This is a genomic window from Pantoea sp. SS70, assembly GCF_029866845.1.
In the GTDB taxonomy this organism is placed as follows: domain Bacteria; phylum Pseudomonadota; class Gammaproteobacteria; order Enterobacterales; family Enterobacteriaceae; genus Pantoea; species Pantoea leporis.
Genome location: NZ_CP117200.1, coordinates 160,423 through 180,928, shown reverse-complemented (window position 1 = coordinate 180,928; position 20,506 = coordinate 160,423). Strand labels below are relative to the sequence as shown.

Annotated in this window: 20 protein-coding genes; 11 read left to right on the top strand and 9 right to left on the bottom strand. The window is 57.2% G+C overall.

Going from position 1 to position 20,506, the window contains the following annotated elements; genetic code table 11:
• Positions 1-113: 113 nt before the first annotated feature.
• A complete protein-coding gene (locus PO881_RS20445) occupies positions 114-1,508 on the bottom strand; it encodes an amidase (RefSeq protein WP_192413194.1) in 1,395 nt (464 codons plus the stop codon).
• 276 nt (positions 1,509-1,784) lie between these two features.
• Between PO881_RS20445 and PO881_RS20440 the strand changes: the two genes are divergently transcribed.
• The 7 genes from PO881_RS20440 to PO881_RS20410 all read left to right on the top strand — a co-directional run bounded on the left by PO881_RS20440 (position 1,785) and on the right by PO881_RS20410 (position 9,942).
• Positions 1,785-3,215: a hypothetical protein gene (locus PO881_RS20440; protein WP_280173206.1), complete on the top strand. Its 1,431-nt coding sequence runs from the start codon at positions 1,785-1,787 to the stop codon at positions 3,213-3,215.
• A gap of 387 nt (positions 3,216-3,602) precedes the next feature.
• Entirely contained in the window at positions 3,603-4,808 is a 1,206-nt protein-coding gene (locus PO881_RS20435) for an SfnB family sulfur acquisition oxidoreductase (protein WP_280173205.1), read from the top strand.
• 9 nt (positions 4,809-4,817) lie between these two features.
• A complete protein-coding gene (locus PO881_RS20430) occupies positions 4,818-6,020 on the top strand; it encodes an SfnB family sulfur acquisition oxidoreductase (protein WP_280173204.1) in 1,203 nt (400 codons plus the stop codon).
• Positions 6,017-7,378 carry an LLM class flavin-dependent oxidoreductase gene (locus PO881_RS20425; protein WP_280173203.1) on the top strand — a complete coding sequence of 454 codons (1,362 nt, stop codon included), beginning with the start codon at positions 6,017-6,019 and terminating at the stop codon, positions 7,376-7,378. The genes PO881_RS20430 and PO881_RS20425 overlap by 4 nt, the downstream gene beginning before the upstream one ends.
• Positions 7,379-7,398: 20 nt before the next feature.
• Positions 7,399-8,205, top strand: a complete 807-nt coding sequence (locus PO881_RS20420) for a MetQ/NlpA family ABC transporter substrate-binding protein (RefSeq protein ID WP_280173202.1) — start codon at positions 7,399-7,401, stop codon at positions 8,203-8,205.
• 2 nt (positions 8,206-8,207) lie between these two features.
• Positions 8,208-9,308: an ATP-binding cassette domain-containing protein gene (locus PO881_RS20415; RefSeq protein ID WP_280173201.1), complete on the top strand. Its 1,101-nt coding sequence runs from the start codon at positions 8,208-8,210 to the stop codon at positions 9,306-9,308.
• On the top strand, positions 9,292-9,942 hold the full coding sequence (locus PO881_RS20410) for a methionine ABC transporter permease (protein WP_280173200.1): 651 nt from the start codon (positions 9,292-9,294) through the stop codon (positions 9,940-9,942). Before PO881_RS20415 ends, PO881_RS20410 begins: the two co-directional genes overlap by 17 nt.
• 90 nt (positions 9,943-10,032) lie before the next feature.
• On the opposite strand, the gene PO881_RS20405 is transcribed toward PO881_RS20410, so the two are convergent.
• On the bottom strand, positions 10,033-10,935 hold the full coding sequence (locus PO881_RS20405; protein ID WP_280173199.1) for a LysR family transcriptional regulator: 903 nt from the start codon (positions 10,933-10,935) through the stop codon (positions 10,033-10,035).
• A gap of 100 nt (positions 10,936-11,035) precedes the next feature.
• Here PO881_RS20405 and PO881_RS20400 point away from each other — a divergent pair, with 100 nt between their 5' ends.
• A complete protein-coding gene (locus PO881_RS20400) occupies positions 11,036-12,103 on the top strand; it encodes an SDR family oxidoreductase (protein WP_280173198.1) in 1,068 nt (355 codons plus the stop codon).
• 167 nt (positions 12,104-12,270) lie between these two features.
• Here the strand turns inward: PO881_RS20400 and yahO are convergent, their stop codons facing one another.
• From yahO to PO881_RS20375, 5 genes are all read right to left on the bottom strand, one after another.
• Complete coding sequence (gene yahO / locus PO881_RS20395) at positions 12,271-12,540, bottom strand: DUF1471 family periplasmic protein YahO (RefSeq protein WP_101761698.1); 270 nt, start codon at positions 12,538-12,540, stop codon at positions 12,271-12,273.
• A gap of 160 nt (positions 12,541-12,700) precedes the next feature.
• Entirely contained in the window at positions 12,701-13,330 is a 630-nt protein-coding gene (locus tag PO881_RS20390; protein WP_280173197.1) for an NrsF family protein, read from the bottom strand.
• Positions 13,317-13,874, bottom strand: coding sequence for a sigma-70 family RNA polymerase sigma factor (locus PO881_RS20385; protein ID WP_192234665.1), 558 nt, complete (start codon positions 13,872-13,874; stop codon positions 13,317-13,319). The genes PO881_RS20390 and PO881_RS20385 overlap by 14 nt, the downstream gene beginning before the upstream one ends.
• A 17-nt stretch (positions 13,875-13,891) precedes the next feature.
• Positions 13,892-15,121: a thioredoxin family protein gene (locus PO881_RS20380; protein ID WP_280173196.1), complete on the bottom strand. Its 1,230-nt coding sequence runs from the start codon at positions 15,119-15,121 to the stop codon at positions 13,892-13,894.
• Between the two features lie 15 nt (positions 15,122-15,136).
• Positions 15,137-15,703: a peroxiredoxin gene (locus PO881_RS20375; protein ID WP_110866778.1), complete on the bottom strand. Its 567-nt coding sequence runs from the start codon at positions 15,701-15,703 to the stop codon at positions 15,137-15,139.
• 215 nt (positions 15,704-15,918) lie between these two features.
• Here PO881_RS20375 and PO881_RS20370 point away from each other — a divergent pair, with 215 nt between their 5' ends.
• Both PO881_RS20370 and PO881_RS20365 read left to right on the top strand, forming a co-directional pair.
• Positions 15,919-16,257, top strand: coding sequence for a type II toxin-antitoxin system PrlF family antitoxin (locus PO881_RS20370; protein WP_277976470.1), 339 nt, complete (start codon positions 15,919-15,921; stop codon positions 16,255-16,257).
• Between the two features lie 17 nt (positions 16,258-16,274).
• Positions 16,275-16,757, top strand: coding sequence for a type II toxin-antitoxin system YhaV family toxin (locus PO881_RS20365; protein WP_277975061.1), 483 nt, complete (start codon positions 16,275-16,277; stop codon positions 16,755-16,757).
• A 56-nt stretch (positions 16,758-16,813) separates the two neighbouring features.
• Here PO881_RS20365 and PO881_RS20360 read toward each other — a convergent pair whose 3' ends face one another.
• The gene (locus PO881_RS20360; RefSeq protein WP_277975060.1) at positions 16,814-17,479 is read right to left on the bottom strand and encodes a TetR/AcrR family transcriptional regulator; all 666 of its coding nucleotides are present in this window, start codon (positions 17,477-17,479) and stop codon (positions 16,814-16,816) included.
• Positions 17,480-17,558: 79 nt separating this feature from the next.
• Between PO881_RS20360 and PO881_RS20355 the strand changes: the two genes are divergently transcribed.
• Positions 17,559-19,079 carry an MDR family MFS transporter gene (locus tag PO881_RS20355; RefSeq protein ID WP_277975059.1) on the top strand — a complete coding sequence of 507 codons (1,521 nt, stop codon included), beginning with the start codon at positions 17,559-17,561 and terminating at the stop codon, positions 19,077-19,079.
• A gap of 5 nt (positions 19,080-19,084) precedes the next feature.
• On the opposite strand, the gene PO881_RS20350 is transcribed toward PO881_RS20355, so the two are convergent.
• Positions 19,085-20,500: an amidohydrolase family protein gene (locus PO881_RS20350; protein WP_280173194.1), complete on the bottom strand. Its 1,416-nt coding sequence runs from the start codon at positions 20,498-20,500 to the stop codon at positions 19,085-19,087.
• Between the last annotated feature and the right edge of the window lie 6 nt (positions 20,501-20,506).

The window sequence follows — 20,506 nt, the reverse complement described above, 5'->3', positions numbered from 1 at the left end:
CATCCCCTAAACATGGCGAAATAGGGCGGAAGTCAGGAAGTTGAAGCAAGTTTCAGGCCATGAGCGGGTGAAATGACCGCCCCGAAGCTATCGGGGCGGCAAACAACGCAGATTTATAACGCAGGATGCTGATTATGCCAGTCGGTGACCTGCTGGAAGGCCCACGCGCCCTGAATCATGGTGGTTTCGGCGAAATGTGCTGCCACCAATTGGAAGCCAATCGGCGCGCCGCCTGCGGTTTTGCCGCACGGCAGGGTGATGGTGGGATGACCGCTGGCATCGAATGCACTGGTATAGCGCAGCACGCCGTTAAACAGTGCCTGATCGGTACCAAAACGGGTCATGGTGTCCCAGGTTAATCCGGCATACGCGGTAGCCGGTGCCAGAATCAGATCAACCTGGGTAAAGAGCGCGGAGATATCGCCGCGCAGCGCCGCACGGCTAAGTAGCAAACGTTGATACTCCAGCGCGGTGATGCTAAGACCGAGATCCAGCAGACCAGCGAGGCCCGGACCGTAGTGATCTTTCTGCGCCGGATAGGTCTCTTCATGCGCCAGCGCGGTTTCCACGGCGCAAAGTGCGCTCCACTCGGCGGCGGCTTTTTCGGTATCGGGCAAGGTGACATCTACCAGCGTCGCGCCGAGCGAACTCAAGGTGGCGATCGCCGATTGCAGCGCAGCACGCGTCTCCTCGTCGACTTTCTCCAGCGCCCAGCTTTTATCAACACCGATACGCATCTTGCTGATGCCGCGCGTCATCAGCGCCAGATAATCGGGCACCGGCTCGCTGCTGGAGGTGGAATCTTTATCATCGCGACCGGCAATCGCCTGCAACATGGCGGCGGCATCGGCGACGTTACGTGCCATCGGGCCGATATGATCCAGTGATGCCGCCAGTTCACAGGCACCGTGACGCGTGACGCGGCCCCACGTCGGTTTAATGCCGGTCAGGCCGTTGGCGTTGGAGGGAAAACGAATCGATCCGCCGGTATCGGTGCCAATTGAGCCGAAGCATAACCCTGCGGCGGTGGCGACGCCGGATCCGCTGGAGGAGACGCCGGTCCACAGCGCGCTGCCCCACGGATTATTGGGCCGGGTGATATCAGGATGGTGATCGGCGAAGGCGCTTTCGGTTTGCGTCAGTTTGCCGAGAATCACCGCACCCGCCGCGCGGAAGCGCTCCACCACGGTGGAGTCTTCTGTAGGGTAACGATCTTTGTGGATGATCATGCCGTGGCTGGTGGGCGCGTCTTTGGTCCAGATCAGATCTTTCAGCGCGATCGGCACGCCGTGCAGCGGACCGCGCATTTTGCCCTGGGCTATTTCGGCATCGGCTTCGGCCGCCTGTTGCAGTGCACTATCGCGCATCACGTAGAAGTAGCTGTGTAAGTCGCGATCGAGCGTATCAATGCGCGTCAGCAGGGTTTGCGTGACGTCTACCGAAGAGATTTCGCCCGACTGAATCAAGCGGCCAATTTCCAGCAAGCTTTTGTAATGCAGGTTATTCATCGTGACCTTACCTCGTGAGTGAGAGATGTGTTGATGAATAACCTAAGTCACTGCGCAAAGTACGGCTGTGTTTAGGCGGACAGATGTTATGTCAGAACTGCCAATACATTTCCCTCACCCCAGCCCTCTCCCGCAGGCGGGAGAGGAAGCAGACGGTGCACAATTGGTTCCCTCTCCCGTTTATGGGAGAGGGTTAGGGTGAGGGCAAAAACCATTAAAGCCGCTGAACATTTCGCCGATAACTCTCAGGAATAGTACACAACGAGGATTATTTTCATGCTAAATGGGATTGGCAGCAGCGTACTGAGAAATTTAATCGCATCGAATGCGGTGGTGACGCCGGCGGTGAACAACAAATCCGCGCAAAACGCCCTGACGGCGGAAGCGTCGACCAAAGTCACCTTCAGCGAGGCGAGTGATGCCATCGCCGCGATCTACAAAATCGAGCCCGCGCAGGTCAAGAGTTCCGTCAATGTCACCAGCAGCTTGCAGGCGCAGCTCAACGGTGCCGCGCATGCCAGCGGCGTCGGCATGAACGGTCTCGGCAGCACCTTATTGAGTAATCTGGCCAGCCATCGCGGCGATGTAACCTTAAGCGTGCCAGCGACGGAAGCGGTAAACGGTGCGCGGAGCAGCAGCCAAAGTGCGCTGGCGCTGACCATCACTACCCAATCTGGTGTGCAGGTGAGTTTGCAGATGACGCGTCAACAGGGCGGGATGGTGGTGGAGCTGAAAACCAGCGGCGGCCAGCTCAGCAACGTTGAAGCGGCGGCGATGGGTCAGCTATCCGCCGGTTTGCAGAAGGCGCTGGATGGCCTGGATGGCAGCACCACCAAACTTGATATCAGCGATCTGATGAAGTTCGACACTTCAGTGTTGAAAAGCGTCGATTTGAAGACCGATCTGCGTAATGGCAATAACGTCACGCAGTCGCTGAACTTGCATGTCGACGATCAGGCGCGCTGGCTCGGCTTCCACAACGGCGATGTCAGCATCAAACTCGATACCGATGTTTCGAAACTGACGCAGGCGGGCAGCGCGGCACAGCAGGCAGCGGCGCTGGATCAGTGGAGCAGCAAATTTGATCAGGCCGCTTCGCGCGGTCACGGCGATAGCGACATGCTGACGCTGTTTAAAGATAGCTTCCGCGCGCTCAATACCACCGAAGGCAAAGCGGCTGAAAGCATCAATACGCAGCGTGTGAAGTCGATTGATGCCAATGCGGCGAAGAACGGCGCAATCAGCGGACTGGCGGACTTCTCGGCGAGCTATCAGCAGACGCCGGTTTCCGGTAATCCTTATAAGCCGGAAGAGCAAGACACCTTCTCCCTGAACGTGGCGCAGAAAACGGCTACGCAAACGCATGGTGATACCCAGGATTTGACCCAGCAAACGTTGTTTAAACTCAATGCCAGCTTCCACACCGCACTGGATTCTGTCTCAGCGGCGAAGTTGACCGAACAGAAGTCGTCGCAAAACTATAAGTATCATTTGATCGATGATGAAGAGCGCAGCCAGACCTCGGTGACGCAGAATAAGAAAGGGGATTTGACCGCGCATTATGCGCAGCAGCTAACGCAAAATGAGACGGTGAAAACCTATCAGCTGGCGAAGTTGATCGATAGCGTGCAGATTCCGCATAGTGTGAAAAGCGAATCCACCCGCAGTTTCGCTGCCGCGCAGTTTGATGCGCAATTAAATAATTAATATTTCGCGCCGCTTTTAAATTCCGCACCATCCGTAGCGGCGCGATTTATCGCGCGTTTTTGAAAGTTAAACATCAACGCGCGATAAATCGCGCCGCTACATTATTTGCGGAATTAAACTTTTCTTAGCGTTATTTGATCTTAAGAATTACTCGCCGCTTTTTTATACTTGCTAATTGCCCGCAGCGCCGCCGCTAGCCTGTTGTTGTGCTTCAATAAATCCATAGCTTAATAATGGCAACGCATTGTCGGATATAGCATAACCGCGCTATTTACTTGCTTTAACCCCGATGATTATCATCGCTTTCAATCCATTATTCATTCCACGGCCTGCTGATTTTTTCAGTGCAGGCTTACACTTCGCTGTGCAGTAAAAGTGAAATCAGCTATGACGCAAAACAGTGACGAGATTATTAACCGCGCAGCGGTATTAAACAGCGATGAAGAAGCCATCGCCGCCGCACGCCATCTGGCCGGGCAGGCGAAAAGTGGCGCAGTCGAGCGCGACCAGCAGCGCATTTACCCCATCGCGCTGCTCAACCAGTTCACCGCGTTGGGACTTGGCAGCATCAGCGTGCCGCGCGAATTGGGTGGCGCGGGTTTGTCGTACCAAACCATGGCCGAAGTGTTTCGTCTGATCTCCGCCAGCGATCCGTCGCTGGGGCAAATCCCGCAAAACCACTTTGGTCTGATCCAGTTCATCCTTGGCGAAGGTTCTGCCGCGCAACAGCAGCGGCTGCTGAGCGCGGTGGTGCAGGGCAAACGTCTGGGTAACGGCGGACCGGAGAAAAACACCAAACATACGCGAGACGTACAGGCGCAGCTAGTGACAACGTCACACGGTGTGCAGCTCACCGGTGAGAAGTTCTACTCTACCGGCGCACTGTTCGCCGACATTCTGGTCACCACGGCGATGCACGATCAGCAGCCGAAAATGGCCTTTATTCCGCTGCCGACGCCGGGCGTGGAAATTGTGGATGACTGGTCCGGTATTGGCCAGCGCACTACCGCCAGCGGCACGGTGAAGTTGCATCAGGTTGTGGTTGATCCCACGTTATTGATGTCGTTGCCTCCCGCTGAAAAACCGACGCTGCGCGGCGCAGTTTCTCAGCTGATTCAGGCGGCGATTGATGCGGGCATTGCGCAAGGCGCGCTGGATGAGGCGCTGGAGTTTGTGCGCAGCAGCTCGCGACCTTGGGTGGATGCCAATGTCAGCCGCAATGCCGACGATCCCTACATCCTCGCCGACGTGGGCCGCATCAGCACCGAACTGAGCGCCGCCAACGCGCTGCTGGCTCGTGCTGCCCGGGTACTCGATAGCATCGATCAACAGGCGCTGACCGCCGAAAACTGCGCACGCGCATCGATTGCGGTAGCGGAAGCCAAAGTGCTGACCACCGAAGTGGCGCTGCGTGCCAGTGAGAAGCTGCTGGAATGGGGCGGCAGTCGCGGCACCTTGCTGCGCCACGGTCTCGATCGTCACTGGCGCAATGCGCGCACCCACACGTTGCACGATCCGGTGCGCTGGAAAACTCATGCCATCGGCAACTATTACCTCAATGATGCGCTGCCTGCGCGTCATGCGTGGATTTAAGGAGCAACCATGACGCAGGTATTGCCTAAACAGCGCGCGACGCGCATTGAGAATGCCCAGCAGGCGTTGCAGGTCGCGCAGGAGCTGGCGGAGCGTTTTCGTGCCGGTTCTGCCCAGCGCGACCGCGAACGTGAACTGCCGCACACCGAATTACAGCAGCTGTTTCAATCCGGGCTCGGTGCCATCACCGTACCGCGTGACTTTGGCGGCATTGAGATTTCAACTGCCGAACTGGCCGGGATTTTTGTGACGTTGAGCGCCGCCGACGGTTCGATTGGTCAGGTGCCGCAGAACCATTTTTACGCGCTGGAAGTGCTGCGCATCAACGGCAGCGAGGCGCAGAAACAGCGGCTCTACGCCGAAGTGCTGGCAGGCGTGCATCACGGCAACGCGCTGGCGGAATTCAGTTCGCCCGCCGCGCATCAGCGTTCTACGGCGGTTTCGCAGCAGGCGGAAGGATTGCGCCTCAACGGCAACAAGTTTTACTGCACCGGCGCGCTGTATGCCGACCGCATTCCGACGCTGGCGATTGCCGATGATGGCAAAGAGCAGCTGGTGTTTGTGCCGCGTCATCAGCACGGCGTCAACGTGATTGATGACTGGAGCGGCTTCGGTCAGCGCACCACCGGCAGCGGCAGCGTGCAGTTCCGCGACGTAGCGATTGCGCCGGAAGATGTGGTGCCGTTCCAGACGGCGTTTGAGCGTCCGAGCACCGTTGGGCCCTTTGCGCAGATTATGCATGCGGCTATCGATCAGGGCATTGCACGGGCGGCGTTTGACGACATGCTCGATTTCCTGCGTCAGCGCGCGCGGCCGTGGCCGGACAGCGGCGTCGACCGTGCGAGCGACGATCCGCTGACGCTTGATCGCACCGGTCGTCTGGCCGCACGTTTGAGCGCCAGCGATGCGCTGCTGGCGATTGCGGGTGATGCGGTTGACGTGGCGCAGCGCGATCCCAGCGCTGAAAACGTCGCGCTGGCGTCGGTGGAAGTTGCCAAAGCGCGCGCCTGGACCACGGACGTGTCGCTGGAGGCCAGCAATCTGCTGTTTGAACTCGGCGGATCGCGTTCCAGCCTGCGTGAGCACAACTTTGACCGCCACTGGCGCAATGCGCGTACGCACACCTTGCACGATCCGGTGCGCTGGAAATATCCGGCCATCGGCAACTACCAGCTGAATGGCGTGTTGCCGCCGCGTCGGGGGACGATATGAGCCAAAAACAGATTCTGCTTAACGCCTTCAATATGAACTGCGTTGGGCACATTCATCACGGTATGTGGACGCATCCGCAGGATCGTTCGGTGGATTTCAACGCGCTGGATTACTGGCTGGATCTGGCGCGTTTGCTGGAGCGCGGGCTGTTTGATGGGCTGTTTATCGCCGATATTCTCGGCGTGTATGACGTCTATCAGCAAGGCATTGGCCTGACCGCTAAAGAGTCGATTCAGCTACCGGTGAACGATCCGCTGATGCTGATTTCCGGCATGGCCAGCGTTACGCAGCATCTGGGTTTTGGCGTCACCGCCAACCTGAGTTATGAAGCGCCGTACCCGTTCGCGCGCCGCCTTTCCACGCTCGATCACCTGACCAAAGGGCGCATCGGCTGGAACATCGTCACCGGTTATCTCGATAGCGCCGCGCGTGCCATGGGCCAGCAACAGCTGCTGGCGCACGATCGCCGCTACGATCAGGCCGATGAGTTTCTCGATGTCACCTACAAGCTGTGGGAAGGCAGCTGGCAGGATGATGCGCTGGTGCAGGATAAAGCCAATCGCCAATACGCCGATGCCAATAAAATCCGCCAAATCAATCATCAGGGCGAGTTCTATCAGGTGCAGGGTTGTCATCTGAGCAGCCCGTCTCCGCAGCGCACGCCGCTGCTGTTCCAGGCCGGTTCCTCGGCGCGCGGCGTGCAGTTCGCCGGACGTCACGCCGAGTGCAGCTTTGTGAATGCTGCGTCACCGGCAGCGATGCGCGAGCAATCGACGCGCTTGCGCCAGGCGGCGGTGGAGGCCGGACGCCATCCTGACGATCTGCGCATTTTTATGGGCGTTAGCGTGATTGTCGCGCCTAACGAACGTGAAGCACAGGAGAAGCATCAAAGCTACCTCGCCTACGCCAGCCCGGAAGCCGGCATCGCGCACTTCTCCAGCTCGATTGGCCTGGATTTGGCGGCGTTCGAACTCGATGAGCCGATTCAGACCGGCGACACGCGCGCCATAGAATCGGTGAGCAAAGCCTTTAGCGGCTGGACGCGCCGTCGTTTGCTGGAGCAGCACGCGATGGGCAGCCGCTATCCGCTGATCGTTGGCAATCCGAGCCAGGTCGCGGATGCGCTGATTAAGTGGATCGACGAAGGCGATATCGACGGCTTTAACCTGACGCGCATCCTTAATCCGCAGAGCTACCGCGATTTTATCGATCTGGTGGTGCCGGAATTACAGCAGCGCGGCCGCTTCAAGACCGCGTATCAGCCCGGTTCGTTACGGCAGAAAATTTTTCAACAGCAGGACCGCTTGCCCGATCGCCATCCGGCGGCGCGCTGGCGCGACGGCGTTAACCTTCGTTAATTTAACCTCAGGGATCTGATATGAACATTGCACGTCATTTTGCGCTGGCTGCCAGCGTCGCACTGCTGGCGTTTAGCGCCGTCGCCGCCGAAAACTACAGCGGGCCGCTGAAAGTCGGTACTACAGCAGCCTTTGCGCCGCCGCTGGAAACCGCGGTGGCCGAAGCGAAAAAACAGGGTCTGAACGTTGAGCTGGTGGAGTTCACCGACTGGACCGCGCCGAACGTCAGTGTGGAAAACAGCGATATTGATGTGAACCTTTTCCAGCACAAACCGTTCCTGGAAAACGCCAACCAGCAGGGCGGATTCCATCTGGTGCCGTACGCGCCGGCGATCATCAACAACATCGGGCTCTATTCGAAAAAACATACCGCGATTGACCAGATTCCCGATGGCGGCACGGTGGCGATTGCCAACGATCCGATCAACGGCGCGCGCGGCCTGCTGCTGCTGCAAAAAGCCAGGCTGATTACCTTAAAACCGGGCGCGGGCCTCAAATCTACCGTGGATGACATTGTCAGTAATCCAAAGCATCTGAAGATTATCGAAGTGGAAGCGGTGCAGCTGTCGCGTTCGCTGGATGAAGTCGATTTAGCGCAGGGTTATCCGCACTATCTGCGCCTGTCGAAGACCATCGATCCGAACAACGCGCTGCTGTTCGATGGCCTGGAACATCCGGAATACGTAATTCAGTTCGTGATCCGCGACGGTCATCAGAACGATCCGCGCCTGGCGAAGTTCGTTGATATCTACCAGCATTCGCCGGTGGTGCGCGCCAAGCTGGATGACTTTTACGGCAAGCTGTATCAGCCGGGCTGGAGCCAGTAAGCATGGTGAGCCTGACGCTACCCGGCGAGCGCGATGCGTTGCTGTCACCGACGGCCGAGACGGCAGGGAAAATCCACGTGCAGATTCGTGGCTTGAGTAAACGCTATCCCGGCCAAACTCAGGATGCGCTGAAAGAGGTCGATCTGCAGGTTAAGCGCGGCGAGATTTTCGGCATCATTGGCCGTAGCGGGGCCGGTAAATCGACGCTGATCCGCTGCCTTAATCGGCTGGAAAAGCCTACTCGCGGTCAGGTGGTGATTGACGGGATTGACCTAAGCACGCTGAGCGATCGTCAGCTGGTGGATTGGCGACGCGGTACCGGCATGATTTTCCAGCACTTCAATTTGCTGTCGGCGAAAACGGTGCGCGAAAACATCGAGTTGCCGATGAAAGTGGCGGGCGTGCCTGCGGCGCAGCGGCGGCGCAAAGTGGATGAACTGCTGGCGCTGGTGGGCCTTGAGCAGCGCCAGCACGCGTGGCCAGCGCAATTGTCCGGCGGGCAGAAGCAGCGCGTTGGCATTGCGCGCGCGCTGGTGCACGATCCGGAATTGCTGCTGTGTGATGAAGCCACCTCGGCACTCGATCCGGAAACCACGCGCTCGATACTGGCGCTGCTGAAGAAGATCAATCAACAGCGTCACATCACCATTGTGCTGATTACCCATGAAATGGACGTGGTGCACGATCTCTGTCATCAGGTGGCGGTGATCGATCAGGGCGAAATCATTGAGAGCGGGCCGGTGTGGCAGGTGTACAGCGATCCGCAGCAAGAGACTACGCGACAGCTGCTCAATCCGCAGTTCAGCGCGCTGCCGGAAGTGATTCAACCGCTGCTGACGCCGACGCGCGAGCGTGGCGATTCGCGTCTGCTGGTGCGGTTGCGCTACACCGGACAGGGCGCACAGCCGGATTTGGCGGCGCTAAGCGCACGGGTTGGCGGGGAACTGACGTTAATGTATAGCGCGGTGGAGTGGGTGGACAGCAAACCCACCGGGCAAATGTTGCTACTGCTTGATGCGCAGCATGACGCTGACACCGCGCGGACGCGTTTAACCCCGATTGCGGATCAACTGGAGATACCGGGCTATGTCACTGGCTATTGATCGTTTATGGATTGGGCTGCTGGATACGCTGCTGATGGTGGGCGTGTCGTCGCTGCTGGCGCTGGCGCTGGGTTTGCCGATGGCGGTGATTCTGGTGGTAACCGGACGCGGCGATCTGTTTCCCAGCCCGCTGCTGAATCGCGTGCTGGGCTGGGTGGTGAACCTGTTCCGCTCGATCCCGTTTTTGATTCTGATGGTGGCGCTGATTCCCTTTACCCGCTGGATCGTCGGCACCACCTACGGCGTGTGGGCGGCGGTGGTGCCGCTGACGCTGGCGACGACGCCGTTCTTTGCGCGTATCGCCGAAGTGAGCCTGCGCGAAGTGGATAAAGGGCTGACCGAAGCGGCGCAGGCGATGGGTTTTCATCGCTGGCATATTATCTGGCATGTCTTATTGCCCGAAGCGCGGCCCGGCATTGTGAGCGGGTTTACCATTACGCTGGTGACGATGATTAACGCCTCGGCGATGGCCGGCGCGATTGGTGCGGGCGGCTTGGGCGATTTGGCGTATCGTTATGGTTATCAGCGTTTTGATATGCAGGTGATGCTGACGGTGATTGTGGTGCTGGTGGCATTGGTGACGGTGCTGCAGTTCTTTGGCGACAGGTTGTCGCGCCGGTTGAATCACCGTTGATATCAAGAAAAGCGCAATAAATTGCGCCGCTACGCCAGGTGTGCAGAGGGATAGCGGCGCGATTCATCGCGCGCTTTTGATCTTATGTTTCTATCTGATCTGCAATCCCTCTAACGCCGCCAGCAACGCATCCACTTTGGGTAGCAGCTGCTTGCGGCGCGGCCAAATCAGCGTCAAGGCCAGGCCGTCCGGCTGCTGCTCGGGCAGAATAATCTCCAGCTCACCGCGCGCCAGCGGTTCACGCACCAGCCACGATGGCATCTGCGCTACGCCTAATCCGGCACACAGCGCCTGCATCTGCGCATCCACATCACCCAGCGCCATGCGGTGCGGCAGGTTACGCCAGTGCGGATAGCCATCTTCCGTGGTGAACAGCCACGGCTTGGTGCTGCCATCGACACGTTCATACATGATCGCCTGATGCTGCAACAATTCGGCTTCGCTGGTGGGCCGACCCACGCGCGCCAGATAATCGGGGGATGCGCAAAATACCATGCGTTCGCGGCCCATCTGGCGACAGCCCAGCGAGGCGGGCACATCCGGCGATCCACCAATGCGCACCGCAACATCAATCCCCTCATCAAACAGATCGATAAAGCGTTCGGAAAAAGTCAGATTGAGCTCCACATCCGGATGCTGGTGGCAAAACGGAATCAGCAGCGGCATCACGCCGAGGCGTCCATAGGTGTTCGGCACCGCCAGGCGTAAGCGGCCGGAAGGAATGGTGCGCTGCGCCGCCAGCACCGCTTCGGCTTCGGCCAGCTCCTCCATGATGCGTAAACAGGTTTGGTAATAGGCGTTTCCGGCGTCGGTGAGTTTCAGGCTGCGGGTGGTGCGCTCCAGCAGGCGCGAACCCAGGCGGGTTTCCAGCCGCGTCACGCTTTTGCTCACCGCCGAACCCGTGAGATGCAGGCGCTCAGCGGCGGCGGCAAAGCTGCCGCCCTCGACGCTGGCAACAAAAGGAACGATGTCTTTCAGGCGCTGATCGTGCATGGATTCGTGAACTCAGGTTGTGAATGCCGTGAATTAATGCCAATGATAGGAATTAAATTCTCTATTAAACTTATCATTACTGAAACCAAGGAGAATTGAAATGCAAAAGCAGGCATTGATTGTAGGCATTAGCGGTGTGATTGGACGTGCGCTGGCGGAAAAATTGCAGCGCGAAGGTTGGCAGGTCAGCGGTCTATCGCGCGGACGTGGCGCAGTGCCGGAAGGTTGCCGCAGCCTGACCGCCGATCTGACGGATGCAGACGCAGTGCGTGCTGCGTTGGCAGAAGAGCAGCCGGATGCGCTGTTCTTTAGCGTCTGGTCGCGCCAGGAAAATGAGAAAGAGAACATCCGCGTCAATGGCGGCATGGTGCGTAACGTCATTGAAGCACTGGGCGAGCGTCTGAAGGGATCGCATGTGGCGCTGGTGACCGGCCTGAAGCATTACCTCGGCCCGTTCGAAGCCTACGGTAAAGGCGCAGTGCCGGTGACGCCATTCCGCGAAGAGCAGGGCCGCCAGCCGGTCGATAACTTCTATTACGCGCAGGAAGACGAAGTGTTTGCCGGTGCGGAGAAATATGGCTATCGCTGGAGCGTACATCGTCCGCACTCGATTGTGGGCTTTGCGCTGGGTAACGCGATGAATATGGGCCAGACGCTGGCGGTGTATGCCACGCTGTGCCGCGAGCAGGGTTTGCCGTTTATCTTCCCGGGTTCGCCAGAGCAGTGGAACGGTGTGTCCGACGTGACCGACGCGGGTTTGCTGGCAGAACAGCTGCTGTGGGCCGCGACGGCGGCAGAAGCGGCCAATCAGGATTTCAACGCGGTGAACGGCGATGTGTTCCGCTGGAACTGGTTGTGGCCACGTTTGGCGGCTTACTTTGGCGTGGAAGCGGCGGAGTATCCGGCGCAGATGATGCCACTGGAAGGACGCATGCAGGATGCGGCTGATACGTGGCGCGAGGTGGCGGCACGTTATCAATTGCGTGAAGCGGACATCACTAAACTGGCATCCTGGTGGCATACCGACGCGGATTTGGGACGCCCGATGGAAGCGTTCACCGATATGAGCAAGAGCCGCAAAGCGGGCTTCACCGGTTATCGTTCAACGCTGGATTCATTTACGCAGTTATTTGATCGACTGAAAGCGGAGAAAGTGATTCCGCAGTAAATTTTGATTGAAAAGGGCGGCTCATAGGTGCCGCTTTTGCATAATTAAAATATAGCGACTCACTATCCGCTTTATTGTCAGGCAACCGGATCGGCAATTTAATTTATTGAAAATAATGCCCCAGTATAAGCCAGGTTTTTAAGCTTATACTGAGGCAAAATGGAAACTTACTTTTTCTTATAAACGATGGCGGTACCATGTATTTTGTTATTGGTATTCGCGGAGGTTACGACAAAGATATCGCCGCCTTTTTCTTCAGCCAATTTAGACAGTTCCTCTCTGGCGCTGGCGGGATCCGTTTCACCTGAGGTGGAAATGTTCCCTACCTCTACATATTGATCTTTTACCTTTTCAAACTCAACTTTGCTCATCAGGTCTGCGGCGAGTGAGCTGAAAGATACCGAGCTTGCTAATAATACGAAAATTAACTTTTTCATACGTATCCTTGGATGAGGTAATTGATGGGAATGTAATTATTGCTATTATTCTATAGTTTAGAAATAACGTATTTACAATATGGGTGAGCCGATTTTTAATCTTTTGCATGGAAATATCACACCAAAGAATTAACTTAACCATTGCACTCTTTCACTCGACTCACTTCAACGTCACCCAACGTTTCCCCACCAGCACCGTCATCGCCACAATCGTCGCTATCGCCGCCAGATGCATGACAAAATCCAGCGGATGCAGATGCACCGGATGGCAAAATGCCAGCAGCGTGACCGCCATGCAGGAGACGCCCAAACCGGCCATCGCCAGGCTGCGCACCGGATGCAATGCGCGGGTGCGGCGTAGGCTGGCGATCATCAGCACCATCATCGGTGTGCTGACCACCAGCAGAAAGGTGAAGCAGCGCGCGCTGTCATTGTCATGTTCGATTGGCACTTCACCGGGAATCTGGCTGATGCTCATGCCGAGCCACAGCAGGCCAATTGGCAGTAGCGCTTTCCAGCTGATACTGCGGCGTCCGGCGATGCTCATGTTGAAGGCGCTGCGGATTGCCAGCGTGCCGAGCACAAAGGCCAGCACCAGCTGCAAGATCGCCTGCAGCGCGCCCGGCTGCGCCCAGTCGGTGACACTGCGCTGCACCATGAAGCTGGCGGCAATGCCGCAGGGCAATGCCAGCAGTAGCCAGGTGATAACGCGCCAGCTAGTGGATCGCAGCGGTTTAACCGGTCGCATCTCGCGCCCGAGTTTTTCAATTAACAGGTCATGATCGGTCATGATTGGCTCCAAAGCGGCGCAGATTGGTCAGCGCGCGGTGCAGCAGCGATTTCACCGCGGCCACACTCAGATTGTTATGCGCGGCTGCTTCCGTCAGGCTCATTTCGCGCAGATGCACATGTTCGACAATTTCGCGCTGACGCGAAGGGAGCTGACGCAGATATCCGGCCAGCTCTTCCTGCGAGTCCTGCTGCGGTGCGTCTGGCGCACTGGCGGCTTCCGGCACGATAGCGTTGTTAACTTCCCACTGCTGATGGCGGCCACGTCGCCGCAGCGCATCAATCGCGCGCGCCGAGATAATCGCCATCAGCCAGGGTAAAAAAGGGTAGGCAGGATCATAGGTGTGACGCACCCGATGCACCGTTAGCAGCACATCCTGAATCACATCTTCTACCAGTGCATCATCGGCGATCTGTTTGCGTGTTTGCGAACGAATCACCGGCACCAGCGCTTTCAGCAGTCGGGTATAGGCGAGCTGATCGCCCGCCTGCGCCTGTTCCATTAGCGCGGGCCAACCTTCGCGCGCGCTATCGCTTGTTTGCATAATCCGCCTTGTTGTTCTTACGCCTTTTTGCTCGCCTGGTTCAGTGCGTTCACCACAATACTCGGTGTCAGCACCTGCGGCAGCACTTTCGGCGGTCCGCCGTCGGCAGGGTAAACCAGATACATCGGTAATCCGCCCTGACCAAATTCACTCATGGTGTCATCCACGTCCGGGTTAAATTTAGTGGAATCTGCCACCATGTACAGCGTGCCGGTTTTAGCGATGGCCTCTTTCACCGCCTGGGTTGAGAGCGAGGTTTTTTCATTCACCTGACAGGTGATGCACCAGGATGCGGTGAAATCGACAAAGATCGCTTTCCCGTGACCGCGCTGCGCTTCAACCGCCTGCGGCGTCCATTTGGCTTTGGTCACTTCCGCCGTCAACTGATCGCCCGCCAGGCCTGCACCGGGTTTGATCAGCGTTGGCAGCGGGGCGATCACCGCGATAATCAGCAGCGCCGTAACGGCAAACAGCACCTTGTGACTTTTACCGGCAAAGTGGCGATGTTGCGCCATGCCGTACAACCAGCCGGCGAAGGCGACCACCACGGAAGCGGCCAGCAAGGTGGCCAGCGCCGCGCTTCCCGCTTGCTGCGCCAGCACCCACACCAGCCAGGCATACGCGCCAAACATCGGGAACGCCAGACCGCGTTTCAATACATCCATCCATGCGCCGGGACGCGGCAGGAATTTCGCCAGCGCCGGGAACAGTGAAACTAGCGTGAACGGTGCGGCGAAGCCGATGGCCAGCGCAAAGAAGATCACTAACGCGACGGCAGGCGGCTGCACCAACGCATAACCAATGGCGCTCGCCATAAAGGGTGCGGCGCACGGCGTGGCGACGACGATTGCCAGCGCACCGGTTAATGCCGAACGCGTAAAGGCACCGCGATCAACATCAACCGAGCCGACGCGCTGCACGGATAAGCCCACTTCAAACACGCCGAGCAAGTTGAGCGCGGCGGCGAGGATCACCAGCGACAGCAAGGCGATCACCAGCGGCGATTGCAGCTGGAAACCCCAGCCGACCGCCGCACCACCGGCGCGTGCCGCCAGCAGGATGCCCGCCAGCGCCATCATGGTCACCACAACGCCGAGTAAAAAGCCCAAGCCTTCGCGACGCGCGCTGGCGGCGTTATCGGTATGGCGCAACAGGCCGAGCGCTTTCAGCGAGATCACCGGAAACACGCAGGGCATTAAGTTCAGAATGATGCCGCCGATGAAGGCGGCCAGCATGGCGGTTAACATCGCTGGCCTCTTTACTTAATGAGTTTGCGGGTGAGAAGCGTCGTACTGCTTAACGGCGGCAAGCGCCTTCTCGATATGTGTGTCCGGATTTCTGTCAGTGTAACTCAGCAGAATATCGCCATCGGGCGCGATCACGTAAGAGGTGCGATCGGAAAGGGTTTTGCCTTTCATCTGCATGGTGGTTTGATACTGCGCCGCCACTTTTGCACCCGGATCGGCGGCGACGGTGAATTTATCGCGGCACTCGAGTTTAGAGAAATCGCTGACCTGATCGGTATTGCCCGCGGTCACGCCAATTACCGTGGCACCCATTTTGCTGAAGCTGTCTGTGGCTTCAGCAAAATCGTGCGCTTCAATGGTACAGCCCGCGCTAAACGCCGCCGGGAAGAAATAGAGCACCACCGGACCTTTTTGCAGCGCCTTTTCCAGCGAGAAGGTCAACGGCTTACCGGCCAACGCGCCCTGCAGTTCGAAGTTAGGCGCTTTCGCGCCCACCGGCAATGCGGCACCGGCGTTGAAGGCGGAAAGACCCAGTGCTGCGGTCATGGTCAGGGTACAAACGAGGGATTTGATGCGTTTCATTTTCTGCTCCTGCGATGTATGGGAGTTCCGGTTTGGATGTCTCAGTAGTTCAGTTCGCTGGGGCAGGGAGGAAAGTTTCGGTGCTGGGAAAAATAATTTAAAAAGGTGCAGTAATGCATTTGCATTGCACAATGAAAATGCATTACTGTGGGGCATCTTGGCGGATAGGCGGCTTTAAAAGCGATGTTGCTTTGTGAGCGGCTGAGGAGAAAGAAGTGTTCAAATTTGATCTAGTGGATGTATCACTCCGTGCAGAGTCGAGGCTGACAGAACGGAGTCAAACAACTATTCCAGCGGCAATTCGCGATGCTCTACAGCTTAAACCGGGTGAAATTATCGAATATTCCCTGTTGTCTGGCGGCAAGGTCATCATGTCTAAGCAAAATGATGAGCAGGATGATCCCGCCGTACAGCATTTTCTGACTTTTCTCGAACGAGATATGGTGAGTAATCCCCAGCATATTCACTCAGTTCCTGTCGAATTTTGGTCAGGTATGGAAAATTTGGTCGCTGGAATTGATGTTGATTTAGATGCTCCGCTCACGGATGACTAAACTGCGGGAGAAAGGGTGTGGATTACATGGAAATCAACGGATGGAAATTTTATTTCCACGCTTGTTTTAGTGCTCAGGTAACGTCTTTAGCGCAGGAAGTGTTGCAGCTTAGAGTTGAAAAACCGCATGAATACCATAAAAAGAAACAGACGAAATTGCTGGCAGCAATTTATAAGGTCGTTACAGAAGTTATTGCGCGAGATCCGCTGAATCCTCAGTTTCGACAAGGGGGAACTTTAGGGGATGAAAATCGATATTGGTTTCGCGCGAAATTTTTGCAGCAGTTTCGATTGTTTTTCCGCTGTAGCGAACAGAGTAAAACCATCATTCTTGGCTGGGTGAATGATTTTGGCACATTACGCGCTTACGAAAGTAAGACTGATGCGTACAAAACATTTAAGAGGATGTTGGATGCCGGACATCCACCGAGTGATTGGGAACAGCTACTGCGTGAATCGACAGGCGAATCGGGTTTTCTTTTCCAGGCACCATTCTCATAATTTATCCCTTTAAGGAAATAAATTTGCTTAACTCCAGGTCGCCATGAATGGCGACTCTACACTGTAGGTTGGATCCCCTGACAAAACAAACTCAACGTGTGCTGGACAATGATTTCACGCGAGTACGCGGGATCGCTGGCAAAGCGGGTGAAAGGCACCAGCACTAAACTCAGAATCGAAGTCATCAGCAGTTGCGGTTCCAGATGTGGGTTGAGTAATCCTTGCTGCTGCCAGCCTTCAATCAGTTTTTTCACTTCATCACGTTCACCGTGACCAAAGCGCTTTTTGATGTGCTGACCTAAACCGCCTTCACCTTGCATTACTTCCTGCATCCACAGCGGCGCGAACCAGTTGTGTGTGGTGACGATGTCCGCGACTTCACGGATAAAGGCGCTGAACGTGGTGACAGGATCGCGCGGGTCATCCATAAAGTGCGCCACCAGGCGCTGGCGTAACGGCAAAAAACGCTCCTCAACCACAATATCCAGCAGCGATTCGCGCGACTGAAAATAGTAATTCAGCATCGCTGGACTCACGCCCGCTTTGCGCGCAATCGCGTTGAGCGAGGTTTCGCCGATGCCGTTTTCGGCATACAGCGCTAAGGTGATGTCGAGCAGATGTTCGCGCTGCTGCACGTTGATCGCGCCGCCGCGCGGACGGCCGGGACGGCGGGGTTTGACTGCGTTGGCCATATCGTCAGCAGGGACTTTTCGTGCGGTCATCTTTATTCGCTCACTTGATTCATGCCAGACTGCAGGCAATATTAATTGTGTATTTAATTAATTTCAATTGGTGTCTGTTATGAAACCCCAAACACTCGCGCCGCAGTCGGGCAGCGGGCAGGAGAATCCTCCTTCTGTCCGCTTACTGATGAGCGCTTTATTACTGGTGATGCTGCTGGCGGCGCTGGATCAAACCATCGTCTCCACCGCGTTGCCGACTATCGTCGGCGAACTGGGTGGGCTCGATCGCCTGTCGTGGATCGTCACCGCTTATATGCTGGCTTCGACGATTGTGGTGCCGCTGTACGGCAAATTCGGCGACCTGTTTGGTCGCAAATCGGTGCTGCAGATCTCGGTGATTCTATTCCTGATCGGCTCGGCGCTGTGCGGTCTGGCGCAAAATATGGAGCAGCTGATTTTCACTCGTGCGCTGCAAGGCTTAGGCGGCGGTGGTTTGATGGTGGTGAGCATGGCGGCGGTCGCCGATGTGATTCCACCGCAAGAGCGCGGTAAATATCAGGGCCTGTTTGGCGGCGTTTTCGGTCTGGCAACGGTGATTGGGCCGCTATTGGGCGGTTTTATCGTGCAGCACGCTTCATGGCGCTGGATTTTCTACATCAATTTGCCGCTTGGTTTATTTGCGCTGGTGATCATCAACGCGGTGTTTAAGACCGACAACAAACGCAAGCCGCATGAGATTGACTATCCTGGCGCGGTGTTTCTCAGCCTGGCGTTGGTGGGTATTACGCTGTTTACCAGCGAAGGTGGCGCGTTACGTGAATGGTCCGACCCGCTGCTGTGGTGCATTCTGGCGTTTGGTGTAATTGGTGTGCTCGGTTTTATTTATGAGGAGCGCCGCGCCTGGGAACCGATTATTCCGCTGTCGCTGTTTCGCAATCGCAGCTTCTCGCTCGCCAGTTTGATGGCGTTTATCGTTGGCATGTCGCTGTTTGGCAGCGTGACGTTTTTACCGCTCTATCTGCAGGTGGTGAAGGGCTCGAAGCCGACCGAAGCCGGTTTACAGCTGCTGCCGCTGATGGGCGGATTGCTGATCACTTCCATCGTCAGCGGACGCATTATTAGCCGTACCGGCAAATATCGCCTGTTCCCGATTGGCGGTACCTTGCTGGCGACTATCGGCATGGCGCTGCTGACCACGCTGACCATTGATGCGCCGCTGTGGCATATCTACCTGTTTGCCTGCGTGTTGGGGATGGGAATGGGCATGGTGATGCAGGTGCTGGTGCTGGCGGTACAGAACACCGTAACGCCCGATCGCATCGGTGTCGCTACCTCGTCGGTCACGTTGTTCCGCTCGGTTGGCGGTTCGATTGGCGTGGCGCTGTTTGGCGCGGTGTTTCGTCAGGTGCTGAAATCGGGTTTGACCACGCTGGTGGAGCAGGGCAAAGCATTGCCGCGTACGCTCGATCCTGATGCGGTGCACCGTTTGCCGCATGATGTCCAGCAAGCCTATTTGCAGGTGTTTGGCGATGCGGTGCATTCAGCCTTTCAAATGGCGGCGGGTGTGATGCTGCTGGCCTTTGTGCTGTCGCTGTTTCTGCCAGAATCACCGCTGCGCAAGAAAGACGCAGCGGCGTAACGCGGTTAAACCGCCGCGCGTTGCTGCAAGGTTTTTACCGCTTGTGCAGCGTCGCGGCCCAGTTCCGCTAAATCCACTCCGGCCATCACATCATCCTGCACCAGCAGTTTTCCGGCACAAATCAGCGCCTTTAAACTGGCGCGTCCGCCGCTGGCCACCGGGCCAATGGCGGGATCGTGCAAGCCAAAATAGCGCGGGTCGTCGAGCCGATAGATGGCGATATCGGCGGCCATGCCAGGTGCAAGGCGGCCGGTGTTTAAGCCCAAAACCTGCGCGCCACCGGATGTGCCCCAGCGCACCACATCTTCAATGCGGGCGGCGTCGCCACCGCCTTCAAAGGTTCCACCGGCATAACGCGGCTGCGCCAGCATGCCTTTGCGTGCGCGCTGGAGCTGCCAGGCGGCGTGGGCTTCGCTTTGCATATCCGCCGCTTCATTTGAGGCCGCGCCATCAACGCCAATTGAGATCTTCACGCCTGCGTGTTCCATTGCCACCAAATCGGCAATGCCGCTGCCGAGGCGCGCGTTACTTTGCGGGCAGTGCGCGATACCGCTGCCCGCCGCGCCCAGCATGGCGATCTCTTCCGGCAGCAGTTTCACCAGATGCGCAAACCACACGTCATCGCCAATCCAGTCGTGTTCGGCGCAAAACTGCAGCGGCGTCATACCGAACTTCGCGCGTGCGGCATCGAGATAATCAACGGTTTCCGACAGATGGCTGTGCAGGCGAATACCGAGCTGACGCGCCAGGCGCGCGCTCTCGCGCAGTTCCTGCGGCGTGGTGGAGTGCAGCGTGGTGGTCGGCGCCATCACGATGCGGCGCATCGCGCTATTCTGCGGTTGGTGATAGCGCGCCACCAGACGATCAACATCGGCCATCATGCTGTCAAAGCTTTCCGGGCGCAGTGCGGTGGGCAAGTCACTCTCTAAGCCACGGCTTTGCGTCGCACCGCCGCGACACAGCACGAAGCGCACGCCTAGCTTGTCGGCTTCATCGAACAGGATTTCTGCGCCATCAAAAGGCATATCAGGCCAGTAAAGATAGTGATGGTCTGCGATGGTGGTGCAGCCGGAACGCACCAGCTCGACCAGACCCACCCGCGCGGCGATGCGAAATGTCTGTTCGTCGAAGGCACCACGAAAGCGATACGGCGTCGCCGCCAGCCAGCCGCCCAGACTCTGATTCAGACCTTGGGGTTCGCCTTTCAGCAGCGATTGAAAAAGATGATGATGCGTATTAACCCAGCCGGGATAAACCACGCAATCGCGGGCGTCGATCACGGTTTCATCGGCGACAGCATCGAGTTCGCCCATCTCCACAATCAGGCCATCGCGCAGTCGAATATCGCGCGCGCTGCTACGCGGTTGCTGTTTATCGCCGGTCAGGATCGCGGCGCAGTGTTGAATTAGCAGTTGGCTCATGAGCAC